The sequence below is a fragment of the Nocardiopsis halophila DSM 44494 genome (assembly GCF_000341245.1).
GTDB classification, from domain to species: Bacteria; Actinomycetota; Actinomycetes; order Streptosporangiales; family Streptosporangiaceae; genus Nocardiopsis_A; species Nocardiopsis_A halophila.
Window position 1 is genome coordinate 38784 of record NZ_ANAD01000047.1, and the last position, 22985, is coordinate 61768.

The 22985-nt window shown below is 75.3% G+C and carries 21 protein-coding genes and 1 pseudogene; 13 read left to right on the forward strand and 9 right to left on the reverse strand.

The window, feature by feature from the left end; all coding sequences use genetic code 11:
* Positions 1-97: 97 nt before the first annotated feature.
* Positions 98-628 (reverse strand): hypothetical protein, encoded by a 531-nt coding sequence (locus tag D450_RS0105915; RefSeq protein ID WP_017537757.1) that lies wholly within the window; start codon positions 626-628, stop codon positions 98-100.
* Between the two features lie 206 nt (positions 629-834).
* Between D450_RS0105915 and D450_RS0105920 the strand changes: the two genes are divergently transcribed.
* Positions 835-1776: an alpha/beta fold hydrolase gene (locus tag D450_RS0105920; protein ID WP_017537758.1), complete on the forward strand. Its 942-nt coding sequence runs from the start codon at positions 835-837 to the stop codon at positions 1774-1776.
* Positions 1773-2672, forward strand: a complete 900-nt coding sequence (locus tag D450_RS0105925; protein ID WP_017537759.1) for an SDR family oxidoreductase — start codon at positions 1773-1775, stop codon at positions 2670-2672. Before D450_RS0105920 ends, D450_RS0105925 begins: the two co-directional genes overlap by 4 nt.
* A 989-nt stretch (positions 2673-3661) precedes the next feature.
* Here the strand turns inward: D450_RS0105925 and rnhA are convergent.
* Positions 3662-4120: a ribonuclease HI gene (gene rnhA, locus D450_RS0105930; RefSeq protein ID WP_017537760.1), complete on the reverse strand. Its 459-nt coding sequence runs from the start codon at positions 4118-4120 to the stop codon at positions 3662-3664.
* A 549-nt stretch (positions 4121-4669) separates the two neighbouring features.
* On the opposite strand from rnhA, the gene D450_RS0105935 reads away from it, so the two are divergent.
* Positions 4670-5107, forward strand: a complete 438-nt coding sequence (locus D450_RS0105935) for a hypothetical protein (protein WP_017537761.1) — start codon at positions 4670-4672, stop codon at positions 5105-5107.
* A gap of 24 nt (positions 5108-5131) precedes the next feature.
* Here D450_RS0105935 and D450_RS0105940 read toward each other — a convergent pair whose 3' ends face one another.
* Positions 5132-6106 (reverse strand): zinc-dependent alcohol dehydrogenase family protein, encoded by a 975-nt coding sequence (locus D450_RS0105940; RefSeq protein ID WP_017537762.1) that lies wholly within the window; start codon positions 6104-6106, stop codon positions 5132-5134.
* A 154-nt stretch (positions 6107-6260) separates the two neighbouring features.
* Between D450_RS0105940 and D450_RS35145 the strand changes: the two genes are divergently transcribed.
* Genes D450_RS35145 through D450_RS0105970 form a run of 6 tightly spaced genes read left to right on the forward strand, consistent with a single transcriptional unit; the run spans position 6261 to position 11534 of the window.
* Positions 6261-6725, forward strand: a complete 465-nt coding sequence (locus tag D450_RS35145; protein WP_017537763.1) for an acyl-CoA thioesterase — start codon at positions 6261-6263, stop codon at positions 6723-6725.
* Positions 6722-7471, forward strand: a complete 750-nt coding sequence (locus D450_RS0105950) for an energy-coupling factor ABC transporter ATP-binding protein (RefSeq protein WP_017537764.1) — start codon at positions 6722-6724, stop codon at positions 7469-7471. Before D450_RS35145 ends, D450_RS0105950 begins: the two co-directional genes overlap by 4 nt.
* Positions 7468-8115 carry an energy-coupling factor transporter transmembrane component T family protein gene (locus D450_RS0105955; RefSeq protein WP_017537765.1) on the forward strand — a complete coding sequence of 216 codons (648 nt, stop codon included), beginning with the start codon at positions 7468-7470 and terminating at the stop codon, positions 8113-8115. Before D450_RS0105950 ends, D450_RS0105955 begins: the two co-directional genes overlap by 4 nt.
* Positions 8112-8693: a biotin transporter BioY gene (locus tag D450_RS0105960; RefSeq protein ID WP_017537766.1), complete on the forward strand. Its 582-nt coding sequence runs from the start codon at positions 8112-8114 to the stop codon at positions 8691-8693. The genes D450_RS0105955 and D450_RS0105960 overlap by 4 nt, the downstream gene beginning before the upstream one ends.
* A 59-nt stretch (positions 8694-8752) precedes the next feature.
* Complete coding sequence (locus tag D450_RS0105965; protein WP_017537767.1) at positions 8753-10360, forward strand: AMP-binding protein; 1608 nt, start codon at positions 8753-8755, stop codon at positions 10358-10360.
* The gene (locus tag D450_RS0105970; RefSeq protein WP_026124120.1) at positions 10323-11534 is read left to right on the forward strand and encodes a thiolase family protein; all 1212 of its coding nucleotides are present in this window, start codon (positions 10323-10325) and stop codon (positions 11532-11534) included. The genes D450_RS0105965 and D450_RS0105970 overlap by 38 nt, the downstream gene beginning before the upstream one ends.
* 416 nt (positions 11535-11950) lie before the next feature.
* Here D450_RS0105970 and D450_RS0105975 read toward each other — a convergent pair whose 3' ends face one another.
* Both D450_RS0105975 and D450_RS0105980 read right to left on the reverse strand, forming a co-directional pair.
* Positions 11951-13024 carry an ArsO family NAD(P)H-dependent flavin-containing monooxygenase gene (locus D450_RS0105975; protein ID WP_017537769.1) on the reverse strand — a complete coding sequence of 358 codons (1074 nt, stop codon included), beginning with the start codon at positions 13022-13024 and terminating at the stop codon, positions 11951-11953.
* Between the two features lie 241 nt (positions 13025-13265).
* The gene (locus tag D450_RS0105980; protein ID WP_017537770.1) at positions 13266-14141 is read right to left on the reverse strand and encodes an SCO6745 family protein; all 876 of its coding nucleotides are present in this window, start codon (positions 14139-14141) and stop codon (positions 13266-13268) included.
* A gap of 465 nt (positions 14142-14606) precedes the next feature.
* Between D450_RS0105980 and D450_RS34495 the strand changes: the two genes are divergently transcribed.
* Positions 14607-14906: a DUF418 domain-containing protein gene (locus tag D450_RS34495; protein ID WP_017537771.1), complete on the forward strand. Its 300-nt coding sequence runs from the start codon at positions 14607-14609 to the stop codon at positions 14904-14906.
* Positions 14907-15050: 144 nt separating this feature from the next.
* Positions 15051-16298, forward strand: coding sequence for an MFS transporter (locus D450_RS0105990; protein ID WP_017537772.1), 1248 nt, complete (start codon positions 15051-15053; stop codon positions 16296-16298).
* A 368-nt stretch (positions 16299-16666) separates the two neighbouring features.
* On the opposite strand, the gene D450_RS34500 is transcribed toward D450_RS0105990, so the two are convergent.
* Both D450_RS34500 and D450_RS0106005 read right to left on the reverse strand, forming a co-directional pair.
* Positions 16667-17035, reverse strand: coding sequence for a hypothetical protein (locus tag D450_RS34500; protein ID WP_017537773.1), 369 nt, complete (start codon positions 17033-17035; stop codon positions 16667-16669).
* A 1508-nt stretch (positions 17036-18543) separates the two neighbouring features.
* On the reverse strand, positions 18544-19245 hold the full coding sequence (locus D450_RS0106005; protein ID WP_017537775.1) for an SOS response-associated peptidase: 702 nt from the start codon (positions 19243-19245) through the stop codon (positions 18544-18546).
* 331 nt (positions 19246-19576) lie between these two features.
* Here D450_RS0106005 and D450_RS0106010 point away from each other — a divergent pair, with 331 nt between their 5' ends.
* Both D450_RS0106010 and D450_RS0106015 read left to right on the forward strand, forming a co-directional pair.
* The gene (locus D450_RS0106010) at positions 19577-20794 is read left to right on the forward strand and encodes a cytochrome P450 family protein (protein WP_017537776.1); all 1218 of its coding nucleotides are present in this window, start codon (positions 19577-19579) and stop codon (positions 20792-20794) included.
* A 99-nt stretch (positions 20795-20893) separates the two neighbouring features.
* Positions 20894-21823, forward strand: coding sequence for an MBL fold metallo-hydrolase (locus D450_RS0106015; protein WP_017537777.1), 930 nt, complete (start codon positions 20894-20896; stop codon positions 21821-21823).
* 42 nt (positions 21824-21865) lie between these two features.
* On the opposite strand, the gene D450_RS29575 is transcribed toward D450_RS0106015, so the two are convergent.
* A complete protein-coding gene (locus D450_RS29575; RefSeq protein ID WP_152520804.1) occupies positions 21866-22456 on the reverse strand; it encodes a Uma2 family endonuclease in 591 nt (196 codons plus the stop codon).
* A gap of 330 nt (positions 22457-22786) precedes the next feature.
* Positions 22787-22985 (reverse strand): annotated as a pseudogene (locus D450_RS33625) (hypothetical protein); the annotation flags it as partial.

Here is a 22985-nt window from a genome sequence, read left to right on the forward strand (position 1 = left end):
CTCCTGCCGGTTTTCCGTCCCGGGACTTCGCAGTGGGGCGGGTGCCGTGCCCGTGGGGGACGGCGCGGGCGGTGCCGACGCACTGCGGCACCGCTGCTCAGCCGCGGCCGCGCATCGGCTCCAGCAGCGACGCATCGTGCACCCGGACCAGGCGCAGCGGACCCGGCCCCGGCGCCGGGGTGTAGACGCGCACCAGCACGCCCTCCTCCGCCTCTGCCGCGGCCACCCAGCACATCCCCGTCACCAGCACCACGGCCCGCACCGCTCCGCCGTCCACGGACAGCTCGGCCTGCGACCAGCACGCGTCCTCCCCCAGCGACAGGGCCGCCCCGCCCTGCGGGTCGCGCATACGGCGCTCCATCAGCGCGCGCTCGGCGCACAGCCCCCGCAGCGCCCGCTCCTCGGCCGGCCCGTCCCAGACCCTGGTGGCCACCTCAACGTCCGGGCCGGTGTCCCGCCCCTCCGGGGTGGACCCGAAGTCGACCACCGCCCGCAGCGGCGTGCCCGCGACCGGGTCCGCCGTCACCGAGCTCACCCTCCCGGGGCGCTCCTCGCCCTCGGGCACGTACACCGGGATCGCCTCGACCAGGCCTTCCAGGCCCTCGCCCTGCTCGTCCGCCGCATCCATCACCGCCGAATCCTAGGCCGATCGGCCCTACCGCGGCGAATCCCGCGAGCTGAGCGGGGCCCCGCGGCGACCACCGAAAAACGGATAACCCTTCCAATGCCCATTGTCATGGTCTACGCTCGGGCGGCATACCGACCGACCCGTCGGTAACAACCCGTGCACCCCGACCCCCGTCCCGCCCCCGCGGACGCCACCGAGGAGCCGACATGACCCCCCAACGGCAGCACCGCACCGTCGAATCCGCCGACGGCACCCTCCTCAACGTGGAGACCACCGGCCCCGACGACGGCCCCGTCCTCGTCCTGGCCCACGGCTGGACCTGCACCACCGCCTTCTGGGCCCCCGTCGTCAACCGCCTCCCCCGCCACCTGCGCATCGTCATGTACGACCAGCGCGGCCACGGCTCCAGCGCCCGCCCCGCCACCGCCGCCGGCTACTCCACCACCGCCCTGGCCGACGACCTGTGCGCCGTCCTGCAGGCCACCGTCCCCGCCGGCACCCCCGCCGTCCTGGCCGGCCACAGCATGGGCGGCATGACCCTCATGGCCGCCTCCCGCCGCCCCGCCCTGCGCGAGCGCGCCGCCGCCGTCGCCCTCATCAGCACCGGCAGCAGCCGCCTGCCCCACACCTCCACCGTCCTGCCCCTGGCCGCCTCCGGCAGCGCCGCCCGCGCCGCCCTCCACCGCGCCGCCCTGGGCGCCCCCCTGCCCCTGGGACCCAAGACCCCGCTCACCCGCGCCGCCGTCCGCTACATCACCACCGCCCCCGGCGCCGACCGCCGCATGACCGACTTCACCGCCCGCCTCGTCCACGCCTGCCACCCCGCCGCCCGCGCCCGCTGGGGACACGTCCTGGGCACCCTCGACCTCGACGAGGCCCTGCGCGCCCTGGACATGCCCACCGCCGTCGTCCACGGCACCCGCGACCGCCTCATCCCCCTCCCCCACGCCCACCGCACCCGGCGCATGCTGGCCGACTGCCGCACCTTCACCGAGATCCCCCGAACCGCCCACATGACCCCCCTGGAGGCCCCCGACCGCATCGCCGCCCTCCTCACCGACATGGCAGCGGCCCACCTGCCCGCCCCCGCCGCCAACGGCGCGGCCAAGCCCAAGGCCAAGAAGAAGACCCAGGAGGCCGGAGCATGACCCGCACCCACCCCGGCCTGGCCGGCCGCACCGCCGTGATCACCGGCGCCGCACGCGGCCTCGGCGCCCTCCTCGCCCGCAAGCTGGCCGACCAGGGCGTCCGCGTGGCCCTGGTCGGCCTCGAACCCGACGAGCTCAAGGCCGTCGCCGCCGAATGCGGCCCCGACGCCGCCCACTGGGAGGCCGACGTCACCGACCGCGCGGCCCTCGCCGAGACCGCCCGCGCCATCGAGGACCACTACGGCCGCATCGACATCGCCGTGGCCAACGCCGGCATCGCCACCGGCGGCCCCTTCGGCGACACCGACCCCGACGCCTTCGACCGGGTCGTCGAGGTCAACCTGATGGGCAGCATCGCCACCGCGCGCGCCTTCCTGCCCGCGCTGCGCCGCTCCCGGGGGCACCTGCTGCAGGTCGCCTCCCTGGCCTCCCTGACCCCGGCCCCGCTCATGGCCGCCTACTGCACCGGCAAGGCCGGCGTCGAGGCCTTCATGCACTGCCTGCGCCCCGAGGAGTCGCTGCACGGCGTCACCACCGGCATCGCCTACCTGTCCTGGACCGACACCGACATGGTCCGCGGCGCCGACGACGACCCCGCGCTGCGCGAGCTCCGCTCCCGCCTGCCCTGGCCGCTCAACCTCACCCACCCGCTCCCCCCGGCCGCCGACCGCATCGTCGCCGGGATCGCCCGCCGCTCCCCGCACGTCTACGGCCAGCCCTGGCTGCGCGCCCTGCAGGGCGCACGCGGGGCCCTGCCCTCGGTGGTCGCCGCCTTCGGGCCCCGCGAACTGCGCCGCCTCCAGGACCGCCTTGCGGCCGGGGCGGCCACCCGGGCCCACGCCGTGGGTGCGGGCGGCCAGGCCGACCTCGCCGCACGGCGGCACCGCGCGGACTGAACGCGCCCCTCGACCGCGGGGTCCGGCCGCCCGCCCGCAGCGCCCCGGACCCCGCGCCCGCTCCACGGGCGGCCCCTGACCGCTTCCGCCGCCCCCTCCGGAGCGTCTGGCAGGGACGGGCCAGCAGGGCCGAGAGCTTCAGCACCTAGCGCCGACCACGCGCTCCTCGAGAACGCCGGCGGGCGACGGCGGCCCCGGCGGACACGGCGAGGCCCGAGTCCGCCGGCCACGCGCTCGGGCACTCGCGCGCCGGGCCGTCCATCAAGCTCCAGCCGCCGGTGGTGCCAGGCGCCGGACAGCGCGGTGACAGTCTGCAGTTCGCGCGGCCAGTGTGCGGTGTCCGCATCGGTCGGCTCGGACCAGGGGTCGGCCGATGAGGCCTGCGCGACCACTCCCCCGAGTACGTCCAAGCGGTCACCGAATGGGGGCACGGCCTGCCCGACGCCCCCGCCGCGGAAAGGGCGGACCCGGCTCCGGAACAGGACGAAGAGAGCGAACCGCTCGCGCCACTGGCCGCGCACGAGTCACCCGGCGTCCAGCTCACCGCCTTCGCCGTACTCGTGATCGCGTTCGGGAGCTCCCTCGCCACCGGCGCCTACTCCCGCCTGCGCGGCCGGCCCCGGCTGCACCCCGGTCGCCGAACCGCCAGGGCGCCGGGACGGCACCCGGCCCGGTCCTCGCCGGGCACCCGCTGCCGTGGCTGGCACTGCAGCTGGCGACCCTGGGCGCCGCCGCGGCGGCGCTCACCCTGGGCATCCGCGGCTACCGTGCACGCGCCTCCCTCGATACCCCCGCGAAGATCCGCCTGGGCTCGCTGCTCGCCGGCACCGCCGTCCTGCTGCCCTGGGCCGCGTACTGGGGCCTGTTCACCGTCTGACCGCCGGTGCGCGGAAACCGGCCGGACCGGGCGGCGGGGTCGAGGAGGCCACGACCGCAGCCATCAGAATGCGCCCCGGCCCCCGTGCCCGAACACGGGCCGGGACCGGGCGTCAGACCCCCGCGGCCTCGTCCCTGCCCTGGCAGGCCAGTGCGTCGGCCCGCTCGTTGCCCTCGTCGCCCGCATGGCCCTTGACCCAGCGCCACTCCACCTCCAGGCGGCCGGCCGCCTCGTCCAGCCTCCGCCACAGGTCGGCGTTCTTCACCGGCTCCTTGGCCGAGGTGCGCCACCCGTTGCGCTTCCATCCGTGCACCCACCGCGTGATGCCGTTGCGCACGTAGGTGCTGTCGGTGTGCAGGACCACCGGCACCGGCCGCGTCAGGCTCTCCAGCGCCATGATCGCCGCCATCAGCTCCATGCGGTTGTTGGTGGTCTCCCCCTCGGCGCCGTACAGCTCCTTGACGTGGGGGCCGAACCTCAGCACCACGCCCCACCCGCCCGGCCCCGGATTCCCCTTGCACGCCCCGTCGGTATAGGCCACGACGGACCCCGGGATCTCGTTGATCGGCATGCCGGGAAATCTACCTCCGCCTCCGCCTGGGCCCGGACCGTGTTCCGCCGCCCGGCGCGTCCCCCGAAGTTCCACACTTCTTCGCACAGACCAGCGCTTAGGCAATCGAACCTTTGGCCCTGTATGTCGCACCTTCCCCTCGTGCCCCCAGGGAAGTGAGTGCGGCGTAGCCGCTCCTCTATTGAAGGGAGGCCGAGGCCACTCAGAACCACTGACTTTACGACGTAGATTCTTGAAGTGCTCAGAGCGCATCGCTCTCCGTCCCCCAGCGCTCTGGGACACGCGACCGATACTGCGCCCACTCCCCTCCCCGGTGGACGACCGAGCGCGCGCTGCGCCACCGGCGCTGTCCAGGGCCTAAGCTCATGATCGACCATCACCGGGACCATCCCCGCACCCCACACGGTGAGCACATGCGAGCACTGCCCTGTGCCGCCGGCGCGCCCCTCCGGGCAGCGCGTCCTTCTCCCCTGCTCTAGAAAGCCCTGACCGTGCCGCCCTGCGCTCCGAACCGACCATGCGCCGCCTGCGCACCCTCGCCGTCCTCGAGTGGGTGAACGCCCTGCTCATCTTTCCCGCCGTGGCCTGGCTCTGGGAGATGCCCCTCTCACCGGCCTCGGCCTCGTCCTGCTCGTCCTGCTCGAGGGCGGCGCCTACTGGTGGCTCAAGTACCGCGGCCTCCTCGCCGGCCGCCCCCGCACCGCCGGACTGCCCTTCTTCCGCGTGCTCCGCGCCGCCAACCCCGTCCTGCTGGCCGCCGGCGCCGTCGTGGTCGGCCTGGGCCTGGGCTCCGGCGCTCCGTGGACGCACGCGTGGCCGGGCGCGGCGCTGTGGCTGTTCGCGATCCTCAAGCAGGTGAACTACTTCCACCTGCAGCTCTCCCACGACACACGGGCGGACCTGGCCCGCCTGCGGCGCTCGCGGCGGCTGCGCCCCTCCCACCTCGCCCGCGACCTGGCCCGGGAGCGCACCCGCACCGCCCCGTGAGGACGGCGGACCGCTGGGAGCGCATCAGGGGAGCAGCAGCACCTTGCCCCTTCCTCCGCGCTCCTGGGCGGCCACGACCGCCTCGCGCACCCGGTCCAAGGGGTAGGCGGCCTGCACCTTGGAGGCGGCCGTGCCGTCCAGGACCAGCCGCCCGGCCTCGTACAGCGCCTCCTGCACCTGCGCGCGCGGGGCGGCGTGCACCCAGTCGCGCAGCCGGAAGAGCACGATGCGCACATCGGGCCTGCTGCGGGCCAGGTCCCCCGGCAGCGGCAGCCCCGACAGCAGCCCGTAGTGCACCAGCCGCCCGCCCGGGAGCAGCGTCCGGGCCAGGCGGGCCCCCTCGTCGCCCCCGACGGCGTCGTAGGCCACGTCGGGCCCGCCCCCGGTCAGCCGCTCCAGGTCCCGCTCCCAGCCGGGCCGGTCCGTGCTCACCGCCCCGGCCCACTCCGGCCCCGACACCGCGGGCCGGGCGGCGTCCCCCCGCACCAGCGCCACCGGCCGGACGCCGCGCCCGTGCAGCAGGCGCCCCAGCATCCCCCCGATCGCCGATGCGGCCGCGTTCACCGCGGCCGCGGGCCGGGGGGAGCCCTGGGCGTAGGCCTGCACCATGCGCACCGCGGTCAGCGGGTTGATGTAGGCCAGGGCCGCCTGCTCGTCGGTCAGCTCGGGCAGGGTGCGAAAGCACCACCGGGCCTCGGCGGTCTTGACCTGCTGCCAGGCGCCGGGGCCGCCGATGGGCAGCACCCGCTCCCCCTCCCGCAGGCCCTGCACCCCTGGTCCCACGGCGCACACGCGCCCCACCCCCTCGAAACCGGGGATGTGCGGCAGGGGCGTGCGCGAGGGGTAGGCGCCGGCGATGGTGACCAGGTCCGAGGGGTTGACCGCGGCCGCCGCCATGCGCACCTGCACCTCCCCCTCCCCCGGCGGGCGGGGGGTGTAGTCCTCCACCCCGACCGCCTCGTCGGCCGGGCCGAAGCGGGTGACGACGGCTCTGCGCACGTGATCCTCTCCCCTCGCCGTTGTTGTCGGGACCCAACGTAACGACGCCGAAGGCCGATCGGGTACACAAGAGGTGGCCCCGCCTCTGCACACGGCGGGGCGAGGACCACGACGACGGCGCCCCGCGCGGGCGCCCGCCCCGAGGAAGCAGCCCATGCGCCTACGCGTCCCCTTCTCCGACGTCGACATGCACGGCAACATGCACAATGGCCGGTACGTCGCCTACGCCGAGGACGCGGTCAACGAGTTCCTGCGCGAGGCCGGCCTGAGCGGGCTGTTCGACCCCGCCTCTTCGGCGGCGGCCTACCACGTCAAGAAGGTCGAGGTGGTCTACGAGCGGCCGCTGCGCTTCGGCGAGCCCGCCGAGATCGCGGCCCGGGTGGAGCGCATCGGGCGCACCAGCCTGACCTTCGCGGTGGTCGCCCGTAACGAGGGCGCCCCTGAGGGCGCGGCCGCCGCCCGCGCCCAGGTGGTGTGGGTGTGCGTCGACCCGGCCACGGGCCGCCCGGTCCCGGTGCCGGAGCCGACCGCCGCCGCCCTGCGCGAGGCCGCGGGGCCCGAGGCCTCCGGCGGGTCCGATGGGTCCCCCGGGTCCGACGATGCGGAGGGGCGGGCATGACCTCGGCCACCGGCCCCGCCCCCGGCCCGGCGCCCTCGGCCGGGCAGACCGGCGTGCGGCCCGAAGCACCGGTGATCGAATTGCGCGGGGTCGGCGCGGGCTACGACGGGCGCCCGGTGCTCGGCGGGCTCGACCTGCGCCTGACCGAGCGGCGCATCGGCGTCATCGGGCAGAACGGCTCGGGCAAGAGCACCCTGGCGCGGCTGCTCAACGGGCTGGTGGTGCCCGACGAGGGGCAGGTCCTCGTTGACGGGCTCGACACCCGTACCGAAGGCCGCCGGGTGCGCTCGCGGGTCGGGTTCGTGTTCCAGAACCCCGACAACCAGATCGTCTTCCCCATCGTCTCCGAGGACATGGCCTTCGGGCTGAAGAACTTGGGCCTGCCCAAGAAGGAGATCCCTGGGCGCATCGCCCGGGCCCTGGAGGAGTTCGGCATCTCCCACCTGGCCGAGCGGCAGAGCCACCTGCTCAGCGGCGGGGAGAAGCAGCTGGTGGCGCTGGCCTCGGTGATGGTGATGCGCCCGCGCACGGTGGTCTTCGACGAGCCCACCACGCTGCTGGACCTGAAGAACCGCAACCGGCTGCGCGACGCGGTGGCGGCCATGGAGCAGGCGGCCGTGGTGGTCACCCACGACCTGGAGCTGGTGGCCGGCTACGACCGGGTGCTGGTGGTGCACGAGGGCGGGATCGCCTTCGACGGCGGGCCCGCCGAGGCGGTGGCCTGGTACCGGGAGCACTGCTCGTGAACACCACGCTGTACGTGCCGGGGGACACGCCGCTGCACCGGCTGCCGGCCGGGGTGAAGTTCGCGGTGCTCTTCGCCGCCGGAATCGGCCTGTTCCTGCTGTCGCACCCGGCGGTGCTGGGCGCGGCCGCGGCGGTGGCGGCGGGCCTGGTGCTGTCGGCGCGGGCGCCGCTGGCCGCGCTGCGGGCGCGGCTGCTGCCGGTGGGGGTGATGCTGGCGGTGCTCTTCGCCGCCACGTCGCTGTTCCAGGGGCCCCAGACCGCGGTGGCCATGCTGCTGCGGCTCGCGGCGCTGATCCTGCTGGCGCTGGCGGTGACCCTGACGACCCGCCCGGCCGACCTGCTGGAGTTCTTCGAGCGCCTGACCGCCCCCCTGGCCCGCATCGGGGTGGCGAACCCCGAGCGGATCAGCCTGGGCGTGTCGCTGGTGCTGCGGTTCGTCCCGGAGGTCTTCCGCCGCTTCCAGGAGATCCGCGAGGCCCAGGCCGCACGCGGCCTCAAGGCAAGCCCCGTCGCCCTGCTCGTCCCCCTGATCGTGCGCACGCTCAAGGCCGCCGACGACGTGGCCGACGCGATCGACGCACGCTGCTACCCGCCCCCGCGCCGCCCGGAGGGCGGCGCCCGCACCGAGGAGAACCCCACGTGAACCGCCCCCAGGACCGCGGGATCACCACCCGGGACGTCGTACTCGTCGCCCTGTTCGCCGCGATCATCGTCGCGCTGGGACTGGTCCCGCCGATCACCATCGGCATCGTGCCGGTGCCCATCACGCTGCAGACCCTGGGGGTGATGCTGGCGGGCGCGGTGCTCGGGCCGGTTCGGGGAGCGCTGGCCTGCGGCCTGGTGGTGCTGCTGACCGCGGTCGGCCTGCCGGTGCTGGCGGGGGGCCGGGGCGGCCTGGGCGTGTTCGCCGGGCCCACCGGCGGCTACCTGGTGGGGTGGATCCCCGGGGCGCTGGTGACCGGGCTGATGGTCAAGTACTGGGCCCGGCGCCTGACCCGCGGGTGGGCCAAGGCCGGTGCGGTGCTGGCCGCCTGCGTGGTCGGCGGGATCGCCGTGGTGTACGCGCTGGGGATCCCGTGGCTGTCGGTAAGCAGCGGCCTGGCACTGCGCGAGGCAGCGGCGGGCGGCATGGTGTTCGTCCCCGGGGACCTGATCAAGGCGGTGGCCGCGACCCTGGTGGCGCACGGTGTGGCCCGCTCCTACAGCATGGAGCTGAAGTGAGCCGGCCGGGCCGCCGAGCACCCGGGCCCGAGAGGCCGTGACGCCGTGGAGGAGGAACCGTGCCGCTGAGCGCGCGCATCCTGGAGCACGCCCGCAGGCAGCCTGAGCAGTCGGCCTTCGTGCTCGGCGAAGACCGCATCGGGTACGGCGAGCTTGCGCGCAGGGCCGCCGCCGTGGCCGCGGTGCTGCGCGCGGCCTCTGGGCGCGGCGACGGCCTGCTGGCCTTGGGGACCGGGAACTCCCCCGTCTTCGCCGAGCTGTACTCCGGGGCGATCGCGGGCCGAGGGCGGTGCGCCGTCCTCGACCCGTCCTGGCCGCGCGTGCAGGCCGAAGAGGTTCTGCGCCGTCTGGGCCCCGACCTGGTGGCGGCAGGCGGGGGAACCCCCATCGCCGAGGCGGCCCGGGACCTGGGCCTGCCGGTGCTGGTCGACGGCGCCGGCGGCCAGGAGCGCGACCCGCGCCTGGAGGAGGCCCTGGGGGCCGCCCCCGAGGAGGAGTTGACACCGGGCCCGGACGAGTCGCCTTTCCTGGTCGGGTTCACCTCGGGGACCTCGGGACCGCCCAAGGCCTTCCACCGCACACGCGGCTCGTGGCGGGCGAGCCTGCACCACGGGGGCGAGGTGTTCGGCGCACGCGCCGGGGACCGCACGCTCGTCCCCGGCCCGCTGTCCCACGGGCTGGGGCTGTACGCCCTGACCGAGGCCCTCTATGAGGGGGCGTGCTGCATCACCCTCCCCCGGTTCGACGCCGTCCGGGCCCGGAGCGCGCTGGTTGAGCACCGTGCCACGCGGCTGGTGGTGGTGCCGACGATGCTGCGCGGGCTCGCCGACAGCACCGAGGCCGACACCCGGGCCGAGAGCACAGGGCGGGCCGACGCCCTGCCCGGCGCCTTCCCCGACGTGGAGAACGTCGTCAGCAGCGGCGCCCGGCTCGACCCGTCCACGTCGCGTCGCGCCATGGCCCTGTTCCCGCGCGCACACGTTCGCGAGTACTACGGCGCCTCGGAGCTGAGCTTCGTCACCGTGCGCCACACGCCGCCCGGCACCGACCCCTCGGCGGCCGAGCCCGGTGCCGTGGGCCGCCCGTTCCCCGGGGTGGAGGTGCAGGTGCGCGGCGAGGACGGCGCGCCCCTTCCGGCCGGCGAGACGGGCACGGTCTTCGTACGCGGGCCGCTGGCCTCCTCCGGCTACCTCTGGGACGACGACGCCCGGGAGGGACGCGACGCGGGCGGCGGGTCGGGCTTTCGGACGGACGGGGAGTGGGCCACGGTCGGCGACCTGGGGCGGCTCTCGGAGGACGGGGAGCTGTACCTGGCCGGGCGCTCGGGCGGCATGGTGATCACCGGCGGGCTCAACGTCCACCCCGGCGAGGTCGAGGAGGCGCTGACCCGGCTGGAGGGGCTGGAGGAGGCCGTGGTGCTCGGGCTTCCCGACGCCTACCTGGGGCAGGTGCTGGCGGCCGTGGTCTCCGGCCCCGGCACCGACGGCCTGACCCGGGCCCGGCTGCGCGCCGAGTGCGCCGCCCTGCTGCCCCGGCACAAGGTCCCGCGCCGCCTGTGGGCGGCGCGCGAGTGGCCGCTGACCCGCAGCGGGAAGGTGTCCCGCACCGCTCTGGAGGATTGGATCGCCCATGGTGACACCCGGCTCGTCCCCGTCCCCGCCGCCTGAGGACCGCCGCCCGGTGGTGCTGGCCGCCCTGCGCACCCCGGTGGGGCGCGCCGGCGGTGCGCTGGCCCGGGTGCGCGCCGAGGACCTTCTGGTGCCGGTGCTGCGCGCGGTACTGGAGGAGGCGGGTGCGCCTGCGGCCGAGGTCGACGACGTGGTGGTGGGCAATGCCGCGGGCGGCGGGGGCAACGTCGCCCGTCTGGCGGCGCTCACCGCCGGCCTGCCGCTGGGGGTCCCCGGGGTGACCGTGGACCGCCAGTGCGGGTCCGGGCTGGAGGCGGTCGTGCAGGCGGCCCGCCTGGTCGCGGCCGGGGCCGGGCAGGCCTACCTGGCCGGAGGGGTGGAGAGCACGAGCACCGCTCCCTGGCGGGCCGAGCGCCCGACGCGGCTCACCGGGACGCCGCGGTTCTATGCGCGTGCGCGGTTCGCCCCCGAGGAGGTCGGCGACCCGGAGATGGGCGAGGCCGCGGAGAACGTCGCGCGAGCCTACGGGGTGGGCCGCGAGCGCCAGGACGCCTTCGCACTGCGCAGCCACCGCCGGGCGGTGGCCGCGGCGGCGGAGGGGCGGTTCGACGCCGAGACCGTTGCGGTTCCTACGCGGGGCGGGCCGGTCGGGCGCGACGAGTGCCCGCGCCCGGACACCTCGGCCGAGGCCCTGGCGTCGCTGCGCCCGGTGTTCGCCGAGGACGGGACGGTCACGGCGGGCAACTCGTGCCCGCTGAACGACGGGGCGAGCGCGATGCTGGTCACGAGCGCGGCGCGGGCCCGCGCGCTGGGGGCGCGCTCGGCCCTGGGGTTCGTCGACGCGGCCGCGGCGGGGGTGGACCCGAACCTGCTGGGGATCGGGCCGGTGGAGTCCACCCGCAGGCTGGTCGGGCGGCAGCCGGGGCTGGACGTGCGCGGGCCGAGGATCGAGTTCAACGAGGCCTTCGCCGCCCAGGTGCTGGCCAGCCTGGACCAGCTGGGCGTCGATGAGGAGTCGGTCAACCTCGACGGAGGGGCGATCGCCTTGGGGCACCCCTTCGGGGCGTCTGGGGCCATCCTGGTGACGCGCCTGTACAGCGCCCTGGTCCGGGACCCGGAGACGCGTCCTGGGGAGCAGGGCCTGGCGATGCTGGGCATCGCGGGCGGCCTGGGGCTGACCGCCCTGTTCGAACGCGTGGAACTCGACGCCTGATCTCATCGGGAAGCGCCGGGCGGCTCACAGGGCCACCCAGCAGCTCCGCACACCGTGCGGCGTCCTCGGTGCCGCCTGATCGTCCGAGCGAGGTCGTTCCCCCACCGAGGGTGCCCGGCGGCGACCAGCCGCCGAAACACCTGGGCCCCTGAGAGGGCGGTCAGCCCCTCACTGCAGAGCGGCACCGGCCCGAACACCCCAAACACGCGGCCCTGGCCTCGCTCCTGCAGGGTCCGCCTGTAAAGGCGCCCGGCGGTTCAGAATGAGGTGCCCCGACCGTGCCGGTTTCACCGTGCCCCCTCGTTCGCCCGGGGGACATCGGTCCCCCGCCGAGGGCATGGTGACGTCCTGTCCCCCGAAACACCTGGCAGGGGGAGCACCGAGAGCGCCGGCGCGTCCGCGCCCGGGCCCTGGCCTCATCCCTGCAGTAGTGCCTTGATCTCCTTCACCGCCTTCTTGGCCGCCATTCCGGCGCCGATGATGGTGGCCGAGGCGGGGCCGGTCCAGTCGCCGTAGCCGACCAGGTGCAGCCGCGGGTCGGCCAGAGACCGCGTCCCGTCGGTCGGGACGGTGCCGTCGGCGCCCGGCTCGACCATCGGCGCAAGGTGCTCCAAGGCGGGGCTGAAGCCGGTGCACCAAACGATCGCGTCGCACTCCCACTCCTGGCCGTCGGACCACACCGGCCCCTTAGCGGTGAGGCGTTCGAACATCGGGTGCGCCTTGAGCACACCCCGGTCCCGCGCCTGGCGGACTGGGGGCACCATGACGATGTCGCCGAGGTCGGCGACCCCGTCGCCGCGCACGCCCTCCCGGCGGGCCGCGGCCGCGCGGGTGGCCACGTCGAACAGCACCCGTCCGTCCACGTCGTCGGTCATCAGTCGCGGCTCGCGGCGGGCGGCCCACAAGGTCTCGGCGACCCCGGAGAGCTCGGCGAGGATCTGCGCCGCCGAATTGCCGCCGCCGACCACCGCCACCCGCATACCGGCGAAGGCGTCCGGTCTGCGGTAGTCGGCCGCGTGGAGCTGGAGCCCGCCGAACCGCCCCCGGCCGGGGAGGTCGGGGGTGTGGGGCCGTGACCAGGTTCCGGTCGCGCTGACCACCGCCCGGGCCCGCCACTCCCGCGGCCCTTCGGCGGTCCGGGCCCGCACCGCCAGGCGCGCGCCCTGGGGACGGACCTCCCGGACCCGCACCGGACGCCGGACGGGCAGGCCGTAGCGCTCCTCATAGGCGGCGAAGTAGTCGGCCACGTGGCCGGCCGTGGGGAAGGGCTCCCCCGGCTGCTCGGGCATCCACCACCCCGGCAGCGGGCTGTGCTCGGCCGGGGAGAACAGGCGCAGCGAGTCCCAGTACAGTGGCCAGGCCCCGCCCGGCGCGGGAGCGTCGTCGAGGATCAGGTACTCCAGCCCGGTACGCCGCAGGTGGTAGCCGACCGCCAGGCCCGCCTGTCCCCCGCCGACCACCGCCACGTCGATGTCCGCGCCGTGCTCCACGCCCGCCCCTTCTGCCCGGCCTGCCGCTCCCTTCCTCCCAACCGCTTCTCCGCCCGGCCTGTTCCGGCCCGCGCCGTCAGCGGGAGGGAGCCTTGAGAGGAAGGGCGTTGCCGGTCCCGGCGCCCGGCGGGTCAGCTCACCGGGGCCGGCCGGGCCGACCTCGAGAACCGCGGCCCCTCGCCGACCTCGGCGGCGGCCGAAGAAGAGGCGAGGGACCGACGGGTAGGGCGCCTTCGGACGCCTACTTCACAGGCCGCATCCAGGGCAGCAGGTCGGCGCCCACCTCCTTGCCCAGGGGCTTGCCAAGGGTGCGCAGCTCCTTGCAGCCCTCCTCTCCCAGGGCGGCGTAGGGCGCCGCCGAGAGCCGGTCGGTGGCGGCCTCGAGTTCGGCCCGGTGCTCGGCGCCCTTGTCGGTCAGGGCGAGGCCGCCGTCCTCGCTCACGAGTCCTTCGGCCCGCAGGCGCTCCACGGCGGCGTCCCATTCCGCGTCGGGCCAGGCGCGGCTCGCCCGCAGGAACTTCAGCATCACGCTCCCCGTGGCGGCGTGGAGGACCACGGCCTCCAGCCCGCTCCGCCCGCCGGCCACCAGCAGGGCGATGTGTCCGTCGCCCCGGAACTCGCGCAGCAGGGTCTGGGCGTGCCACAGCACCAGGTGGGGCTCCTCCGGCCAGGGCAGGGCCGCGTGCGCGGCGAACAGCGGCCGCCCCTCGGGCATGTCCGCCGCCGCCTCGGCGGCGGTGCGGGCCAGCTCGGCCGCCCTGCGCATCTCGGGGCCGTCCACGCGGTCGCCCAGGATCCGCCTCAGTGAGGCGTCCATGCCGCTCAGCCGCGCCTGCACGTAGTCCTGCGGGGAGGCGGCCTCCCACACGGCCGGCACCGCCCGGCGGACCAGGTCGGGGCAGAAGTTGTAGAAGGTCGAGACGACCACCTCGGCCGGCACCGGCCCCATCGGCGCCGCGCGCGCGGCGAAGTAGGAGTGCTGCGGGTCGGCGCCCAGCTCCTGGTACTTCTGCTGCGCCTCCGGGGAGAAGTAGACGCCGCTGTGGTACGGCTCCAGCGCCGCCCACGCCTTCCGGGCGAGCACCGGGTCGATCTCCTGGGTCACGCTGCTGCTCATGGGGCCGCCTTTCCCGCGCCTCCCGGGCGCCGACGGGTTCTTGGAGGGCGCACCGAGCCTACCGAGCGGTGTTCGGTTCCCCTGCGCCGGGGTGGGCCCCTGCGACTTTCGGCCGACACGGGCATGCAGGGGTCCGCCGTCCGATGCCTCGGGCCATACCCCCGTCCGATGCGCCCGCTGGGCCCGGCTCCCTAGCGTCTGACCCACGTCCGCTCCGACCGAACCGACGGGCCCGACCGACTGCGGCCCCACCCCTCGGCGGCGCGCCCCCGCACCCCGCGGGGCGGTCCGCGCCTCCGAGCGCGCCCTGGCCCCGACCTGGCGCGCGGCGCGATGCTGCTACGGCCCGTCCGGCCGGCACCCGGCCGACGGCGGCCCCCTGGACACGGCCGTGCAGTTCGCGATGATCACCGGCCTGGACCTGCGCGCCTCCCCCTGTCCTCCTTCCTGTTCGGCTACGGGGTGATGCGCCTGTACGAGCGCCAGGTCGCTGACGGCTCCTCCTCTCGCGCCGCCTCGCTGCTGCTGACCCGCCGGGGCCTGTTGATGGTGGCGTTCGCCCCCGCCCTGGCCGCCTGGGGGCTGGGCCTGGGCGTGCACTTGGGGAGCGCCTCCATGGCGGCCTTCGCCACGGCGGTCTGGTCGGCCACGGTCGCGGCCGCCTACGGGCTGGAGCGCGCGGGACTCCCCGGCCCCGCAGAGGCCCTGCTGCGTCGGCTGGTCTGCAAAAGGCCAGTACAGGGAGCCCCCAGAAGCCCCATGTGACACAGGTCGACCCGGGACGCGACAACACTCACACGGCCTGAAGCGGCGAATCGGAAAGTTCGCCCGGCGTGAACGTGTTGGCTCGGGGTGTCACCTGGGGGCGCCCGGCGCCTCCCCCGCCGTCGATCCGCGAAAGGGAGCGCTTTGCCCATCGCACTGCTCGCTCTGGCTCTGGGAGGCTTCGGCATCGGCACGACCGAGTTCGTGGCGATGGGAATCCTGCCCGAAGTCGCCGAATCCTACGGCGTCTCCATCCCCACGGCCGGGTACATGATCTCCGGTTACGCGCTCGGCGTCGTGATCGGGGCCCCGCTGCTGGCCGCCGTAGGGGCGCGGGTGGACCGCAAGCACCTGCTGCTGGCCCTGATGGGGGCGTTCACCCTGGGCAACCTCGCCTCCGCCGCGGCCCCGAACTTCGAGTTCCTGCTCGCGTCGCGGTTCCTGACCGCCCTGCCGCACGGGACGTTCTTCGGCGTCGGCGCGGTCGTGGCCGCGTCCCTGGTGCCGGTCACCAAGCGCGCGCAGGCCGTGTCGCTGATGATCGCCGGGCTGACCGTGGCCAACATCGTGGGCGTCCCCCTGGGGACCGCGGTCTCGCACGCTTTCGGGTGGCGCGCCACCTACCTGCTGGTCGCGGTCGTCGGCGTGGTGACGCTGCTGGCGCTGGCCGCGTGGGTGCCCTCCCAGAAGCCGCACCCGGGCACCTCGGTCCGGGCCGAGCTCGGAGCCCTCAAGCGCGGACAGGTCTGGCTGGCGCTGGCCGTGGGCGCGGTCGGCTTCGGCGGCATGTTCGCCTCCTACAGCTACATCTCGCCGATGATGACCGACGTCGCCGGGTTCGGCCCGGGGGCGGTCACCCTGATCCTGGCCGTGTACGGGGTCGGCATGACGGCCGGCAACCTGGTCGGCGGCCGGGCGGCGGACCGGGCGCTGATGCCGACGATGTACGCCTGCATGGCCGGGATCGCCGCCGTGCTGCTGCTGATGCACGCGGTGGCCTCCTACAAGGTGCCCGCGGTCGCGGTGGTGTTCCTGCTCGGCTTCGCCGGGAGCGCGCTGATCCCCTCGCTGCAGATGCGGCTGATGAACGCCGCCTCGGACGCGCCCACGCTGGCGGCGGCGCTCAACCACGCGGCGCTGAACATCGCCAACGCGGCCGGGGCCTGGCTGGGCGGCCTCGTGATCGCCGCCGGGTACGGCTACACCGCGCCCAACCTGCTCGGTGCGGGCCTGGCCGTGGTCGGCCTGGGGCTGGCACTGGCGTCGGGACTGCTGGACCGGCGGTCGCAGCGCCCCGGGGGCGCGGGCCGCGACGCCGGCGAGAAGGTCGCCGAAGGGGCCGCCGAGCAGGTCCCCGCGGCCGCCGCACAGGGGGCGGACCGGACCCGCTGAAGCGCTCGCGGCCAGGGCCGCTGACACGGGTACTGCTCTGGGGCCGTGCGGGGAGGGATCGTGCCCTGCCGCGCGGCCCCAGGTGTGTGCGGGCCGCTGAGCGCACGGTGGAGGCACCGTTCAGGCCGCGTCCATGCGGTTCCGCCGACCTTCCGCCTCAGCGTGAGCGCTCTCGCGGCGGTGGCGCCGGTCGGCCGCCGGGTGGCCTGCCGCCTTGGCCGTGGAAGGACCCCTCCCTTTTCGCGTTCCAGGCATACCGGGCGCACCAGGCGGCAGCCGGGCATCGAGAGTGGTGATCTCACCACCATCGGTGCGCACCGGGGACGCGAGCAGCACCGCGCCTGGCGCGTACCGGGCACGGCCGCCTCTCACCGATCGGTCCGCTGGGGCAGGCGCCGGGTGAGGGACGGTGCGTTCCGGGACGGGGCGCCGACGGCCAGGAGCGCGAGGGGCTCCCGTCCCGTTCCTGCCTGCCCGAGTGCCGTCGCCGCCGCGGGGCCGGCCCCGTCGGAATGGATGCGGGAGGCGAGTCCGAGGGCGGCGGAGGCCAGCGCCGCACGGTGCAGGGCCGCCCCCGCCTCGACCTGTTGGAAGCGGTACCAGCGGGCCCCTGCTCCGCGGTCGTCCCGTGGGTCCCCCGCCAGGACGAGGGCGGCGGAGGCGCCGTAGAGCGCGGAGCGGGTGTCGGGGTGCCAGGGGCCCAGCCGGACCGCCGCCGCCTCCTCCGGGCCGCCCACGCGTTCGAGCGCGCTGTGCCCGCCCAGGTACCGGTAGCAGCCCGCCGCCAGGTCGACGGCGTCGAAGACGACGAGGAAGAGGGCGAGCGTGGACGGCCCCTCTTCTGTTCCGGGGAGGTCGTGCGGCCCGGGCGCCCGGGCCGCCGCGAGGATCCGTGCCAGGTCGCCGACGGCGACCGGCGCCGGCCGGTACCCGTCAGGCGCCGAGCGCCGGGCGGCGAACCCCCGGTGCAGGGCGGGCGGTCCGGCGTCGGGGAGCGCGACGAGGGGGCGTGCGCCGCCGGCTCGGCCGGGCGTTCCCGGGCGACCGGCTGCATTCGCGCGTCCAGGGTGCGAAGGTCGACCCTGGTGGGCGCCTCCCCCTCCACCGCCAGGCCCGCCAGCCGGGAGAAGCGGGACAGCGCCAGCCGGGAACCGAGCATGCCGGGCACCGCACCGGTGAGCAGGGCGGACACCGGGGACCGCCCGGTAGGCGGCGGCGCGCCCGTCGGCATCCGGCGCGCCCCGGCCTCCTCGGGCGGGCCGACCGGAACCAGCCAGGCCTCTTCGGCCGCCTCATCGATCAGGGCCTGCCCGACCTCGGAGCCGGTCCCGATGAGGGCTCGGGCGGCGGCGAGCAGTTCGTTCCGGTCGGTGGAGACGTCCAGTACGACGTCGGGGGCGGCCGGTGCCGCGTCAGGGGGTGCGAAGGAGACGGACTGCCGCGCGTCACGCAGGGCCCGGTCGGCCGCCGCCTTGAGCGCCCGCACCTCTCCCTCCGGGGCGTGGACCTGAACGTTGCGCCATCCGCTTTGCAAGCCGGCGTGCAGCAGTGCTTCGGCGACCGGGCCGGAACCGCGCAGGGCGATGCGCGCCTGTCTCAGACGCTCGAACCTCCGCTCGGCCGAGGCGAGGCGGTAGCGCACGAACGCGATCTCGACGCTGTAGGTCTCCAGCTCCTCCCTGGAGAGGCCGTGCGGATCGTCGTCCTGGGCGTCGACCACGAACCCCGCCTCGACGAGGCTGCCGACCAGACCGCGAACCCGGACGCCCTGGGCACCGTCGAGCCCGGCGGTGAGCTCATCCAGGGTCCGCTCCCCCGTCAGGCGGGGGATGAGGCGCCGCAGCGACTCTGCGGCACGGCCTCCTTTCACCCGGCAGGCCCCGTGTCCGGCATGGAGGTAGACGCCGTCGTCCGAGGGCACGCACCGGACGTCACCGCGGAATCGCGGGCGCATGTCCCCGCCTCCCTACGGCTGCATTCCGACGGTCGGAGAACCGATTATGCACGCTTTCTCGGTGATTCCCCGATGGCGTTCTCCGGTTCCTTCCGGAAGGGTGGACCGCGCATTCGGTTTCGGGCGCACGTTTTCGCCGTTGGAAATGCGGGTCGGGGCGAGGCCTCCCGGGCCGGTGCCGCACACCCCCGAGCCGTACCGCTCGAATCCCCCACCGAGCCAGGGACGGCGGGTCCCGCATCACCAGGCTCGGCGCCTCCGCGCCGCCCTGCGCCGCCCCAGGGCGCCCACTCAGCCGGCCTCCGCCAGCAGGGAGGGGTCGTTGTTGCGCGGCGACCCGACGGCCGGCCCCACGCGCCTCGGCACCAGGTGCGGCTCGGGGACGGCATCGAGCATCTCGCGCACCCGGGCCTTGTCCGTCGCCTCCGGATCGAGCCAGTCGCCGACCATGTCCCACGGCAGCACGACCGGCGCGCGGTCGTGGATCCGCCCCAGGGTGTCGGAGGCCGGCCGGGTGAGGACGGTGCAGGTCCACACCCACCGGTCGGGGTCGTCGCCGCCGAAGCCGGGGTCGGCCCACCGCTCGTAGAGGCCGGCGAAGGCGAGCGCCTCCTCCTCGGCGCCGTGCAGGTAGTAGGGCACCTTTCCGCCGGGGGTGCGCTGCCACTCGTAGTAGCCGTCGGCGGGGAGCACGCAGCGCCGCCGGACGGCCGCCGCGCGGAAGGCGGGCTTGTCGGCGACGGTCTCGGAGCGGGCGTTGATCAGCCGCGAGGCCATCCTGCGGTCCTTGGCCCAGACCGGCAGCAGCCCCCAGCGGGCGTTGCGCATCTCGCGGACGGCCGCCCCGTCTCCGGGCTCCTCGCGCACGATGCGCACCCACTGTGTGGGGGCGATGTTGTAGGAGGGGGCGAGCGACTCTCCCACGCGCCGCTCCACGTCGAACAGCAGGCGCAGCTCGTGGTCGTTCCGCGCGCTGACGTAGCGTCCGCACATCGTCCTGCCGCCTCTTCATCGCGATCGTCGCACGTGCCCCCGGACCGGGAGGGCACCGGGACGGCGAAGGCTACCCGGCCCCTCCGACACGGAGGGGCCACCGCGACGCACGAGGCGTGTCCCTCCCCCTTGTCCTGCTGCCCTGTCCCACTGCTCTGTTCCTCCCTGTCCCTCCGCGGGGGTCGCTCGCGGGGACGGCGCCGCCACCGGATCGACCGGATCCGGACGCGCCCTGGCGGGCTGCTCCCGCCGCGACCGGGGTAGGGCCCCCAGAGCCCCTCCCCGGCGCCGCCGCGCCGGCCCCTGCAGCCTGCCAGGAGGAACGCCGACGATGACCGCGCACGCCCCAGACAACACCGTCGACGGGGAACCCCTGATCATCGACGGCCCGGACTTCAAACCCGACTCCCCCGCACGCTTCGCCGAGCTGCGCGCGCTCGGCCCCATCCACCCGGCCCGGTTCACCAACGGCACACGGGGCTGGGTCGTGGTCGGCCACGAACTCGCGCGCAGTGCCCTGAACCACCCGCAGCTGCTCAAGGACCCGTCGGCCGCCGCAGTCCGGCCCGATGTCTACCGCCCCGGCACCGGGTTCGCCGGGAACATGCTCATGGCGGACCCGCCCGACCACACGCGGCTGCGCAAGCTCGTCTCGGGGGCGTTCACCCCGCGCGCCACCGAGCGCCTCAGGCCGCGCATCGAGCAGATCAGCCGGGACCTGCTGGACCGCATCGCCCCGCGCGGCAGCGCCGACCTGGTCGAGGACTTCACCCGCCCGCTGCCGATGACCGTCATCTCCGAGCTGCTCGGCGTCCCCGAGGAGCGGCGGGCGGAGTTCCAGGACTGGTCGAACCGGGCCATGGGCGTCACCGGCGGCGACCGCGTCGAGGGCGGCATCATGCTCAACCGCTACCTGGGCGAGCTGCTGGAGGAGAAGCGCCGCACCCCCGACGAGGCGATGCTCAGCTCGCTCATCGCGGTCCACGACGAAGAGGACGGGCGCCTGTCGGACGAGGAACTGCTGGGCACCGCCGTGCTGCTGGTCATCGCCGGGCACGAGACCACGGTCAACCTGCTGGGCAACGCCCTGGCGGTGCTGCTGCGCCGCCCCGACCAGGCCGACCGGCTGCGCGCCGAGCCCGAGCTGCTGCCGGGCGCGGTCGAGGAGTTCCTGCGCACCGAGGCGCCGGTGGAGCTGACGCCCGCGCGCTTCGCCGCGCAGGACATGGAGCTGGGCGGGCGGCGCGTTGCCAAGGGCGATGCGGTGCTGGTGGCCCTGGGCTCGGCCAACATGGACGCCGACGGCGCCGAGGCGGACGTGGCCCGCAAGGACGCGCGCCACCTGAGCTTCGGGCACGGGATCCACTACTGCCTGGGGGCGCCGCTGGCCCGCGCCGAGGCCGTGATCGGCCTGCGCCAGGTGCTCGACCGCCTCCCGGACATGGCCTCGGTGGACCCCGGGGCGGAGCCGCCCCGCATCCCCCAGGGAATCATGCGGGGCCCGTTGAGCCTGCCGGTGCGCTTCACCCCGGAGCCCGCGGGGCCCTGACCCGCCCGGGGTCCGGTCCCCGTTCCCCCGCCCGCCGGATGCGGGCGGGGGTAGGCTCCGCCCCGGAGCCGGGGCCGAGCGGATCGGAGTGGTGGGCGCATGGGAGTCGCCGACGCGTCGCTGGTGGAGATCGTGCCCGGAGCCTACGCCTGGGTCCAGCCCGAGGGGGGCTGGTGGGTCAACAACGCCGGCCTGGTCGCGGCCGGGGACGGTGCGCAGGCCATGGTGGTGGACACCTGCGTCTCCTCCGAGCGCACCCGCCGCTTCCTGTCGGCCGCGGCCGAGGCGACCGGCGGCGCGCCGGTGCGGGTGGCGGTCAACACCCACCAGCACGGGGACCACACCTACGGCAACCACCTGCTCCCGGCCGACACGCTGATCGCCGCCCAGGAGAAGGCGCGCGAGGGCATGGTGCAGGACCCGTTCTTCGACGACGTGCCGCGCGTCTGGGAGCCGATGCCCGACTGGTCCGACGCGGTGCGCCGGCCGCCGGGGCTGACGTTCCGCGAGGCCCTGACCCTGCACCTGGGCGGGGTGCGGGCCGAGGTCCGCCACCCGGGGCACACCGCGCACACCCCCGGGGACGCGGTGGTGTGGCTGCCCGAGCAGGGCGTGCTCTACGCGGGGGACCTGGTGTTCAACCGGGTGACGCCGCTCGTGTTCATGGGGTCGCTGGAGGGGGCGCGCCGGTCGCTGGAGTGGGTGGCCGGGTTCGGCGCCGACCACCTGGTCCCGGGGCACGGGGCGCTGCTGGAGGGCGCCGGGATCGAGCGCTCGCTCGACGAGCACGACCGGTACTACGCGTTCGTGGCCGAGACGGCGGCGGCCGGGCGCAGGGCCGGCGTCGGCCCCCTGGAGGCGGCGCGCGGGGCCGACCTGGGCGCGTTCGCGTCCTGGCCGGACGCCGAGCGGATCGTGCTGAACCTGCACCGGGCCTACGCCGACGCCGAGGGCCGGGAGATGGACATGGTCGCCGCGTTCACCGACGCCCTGGCCTACACGGGCGGCCCGCTGGCCTGTGATGCGTGAGGCAGGACCCTCTGGCCCGTCCTCCCCGGGGCCCCGGCGGGATCAGCGGGCCCGCCTCCGGCGGATGTCCCGCAGATCGATGTCGATCGGGAAGGGGGAGGAGACTCTGAGGCGGTCGTGGTGGACCCCGCCGAGCCCGTAGGACCCCGTGGCTGGTTCGAGCACGTACGCGTAGACGACCGCCGCGTCCTCGTCGGCCTCCTCGATGCGCCAGAAATGGGGAATCCTGGCGCGAGCGTACTTTCCCGGCTTCGTTTCGCGGTCGCGGTCCTCGGAATCCGGTGAGACCGCTTCGATGACGAGGAGGACGTCTTCGGGGAGGTAATACGTCTGCGGCTCCCTGCTCAGAAGCGCGTCCTCCCCGCACGACGAGGACATCGGGCTCGGGAACCTGGCGCGCACCGGCTCGGAGCGCCATCTCCCGGTCGGCCCTCCATCCTTCGGGCGCTTGGGCGTCGAGCTCCACCCAGAAGCGGCCGACGGCCCCGGAATGCCATTTCCTCTGGGGCTCACGAAGACGAGACCGCCATCGATGAGTCCGGTGTGCGGCGGAAGTGCGGGCATCCGCAGGAAATCGTCCGCCGAAAACCCCTCGGGAGGAGGTATCACCCAGTCGGGCAGCGGTGCTGGCACGCCGCTAAGCCTACCGTCCGGCCGTCGGTCCGCACCGTTTCCCAAGGACCGTTCCCTGCTGTTCCTTGCGAGGACGGGCGTCGTGCGCGGCGCCCCCTGCCTTGCTCCTCCGGTGGGGCGCGCTCGAGTGCGATCGGGGACGACCGGACGGCGCCAATCAGCGACCTCCGAGTGCCACTGCCGCTCATCGGCCCGGTCACTGGCACTGAATCATCCCGTCCGGAACCCGATTGGCCCACCTGGCCCAGAGTGACCCCGGTCTCCGTCCACTTCCGGGTACCCCCTGCGCGACGGGCCAAACCGCCCGCGACACCGCCCCGGGAGGCGGGCTCAGTGCGCCAGGCGCGCCACCGACTCCTCGATCCCCCGCCAGGCGGTCTCCGTATCGGGGGTGCGGGTGTGCGGGGCCCGGAACCAGTCGGTGTAGACGGCCACCTCGTCCAGGTCCCTCCTCAGCCGGTACAGCTCCAGCGCCTCAGGATCGGGGCGCCTCCCCTCACTCGACCGGCAGGGCCGCCGCCCCGAACCG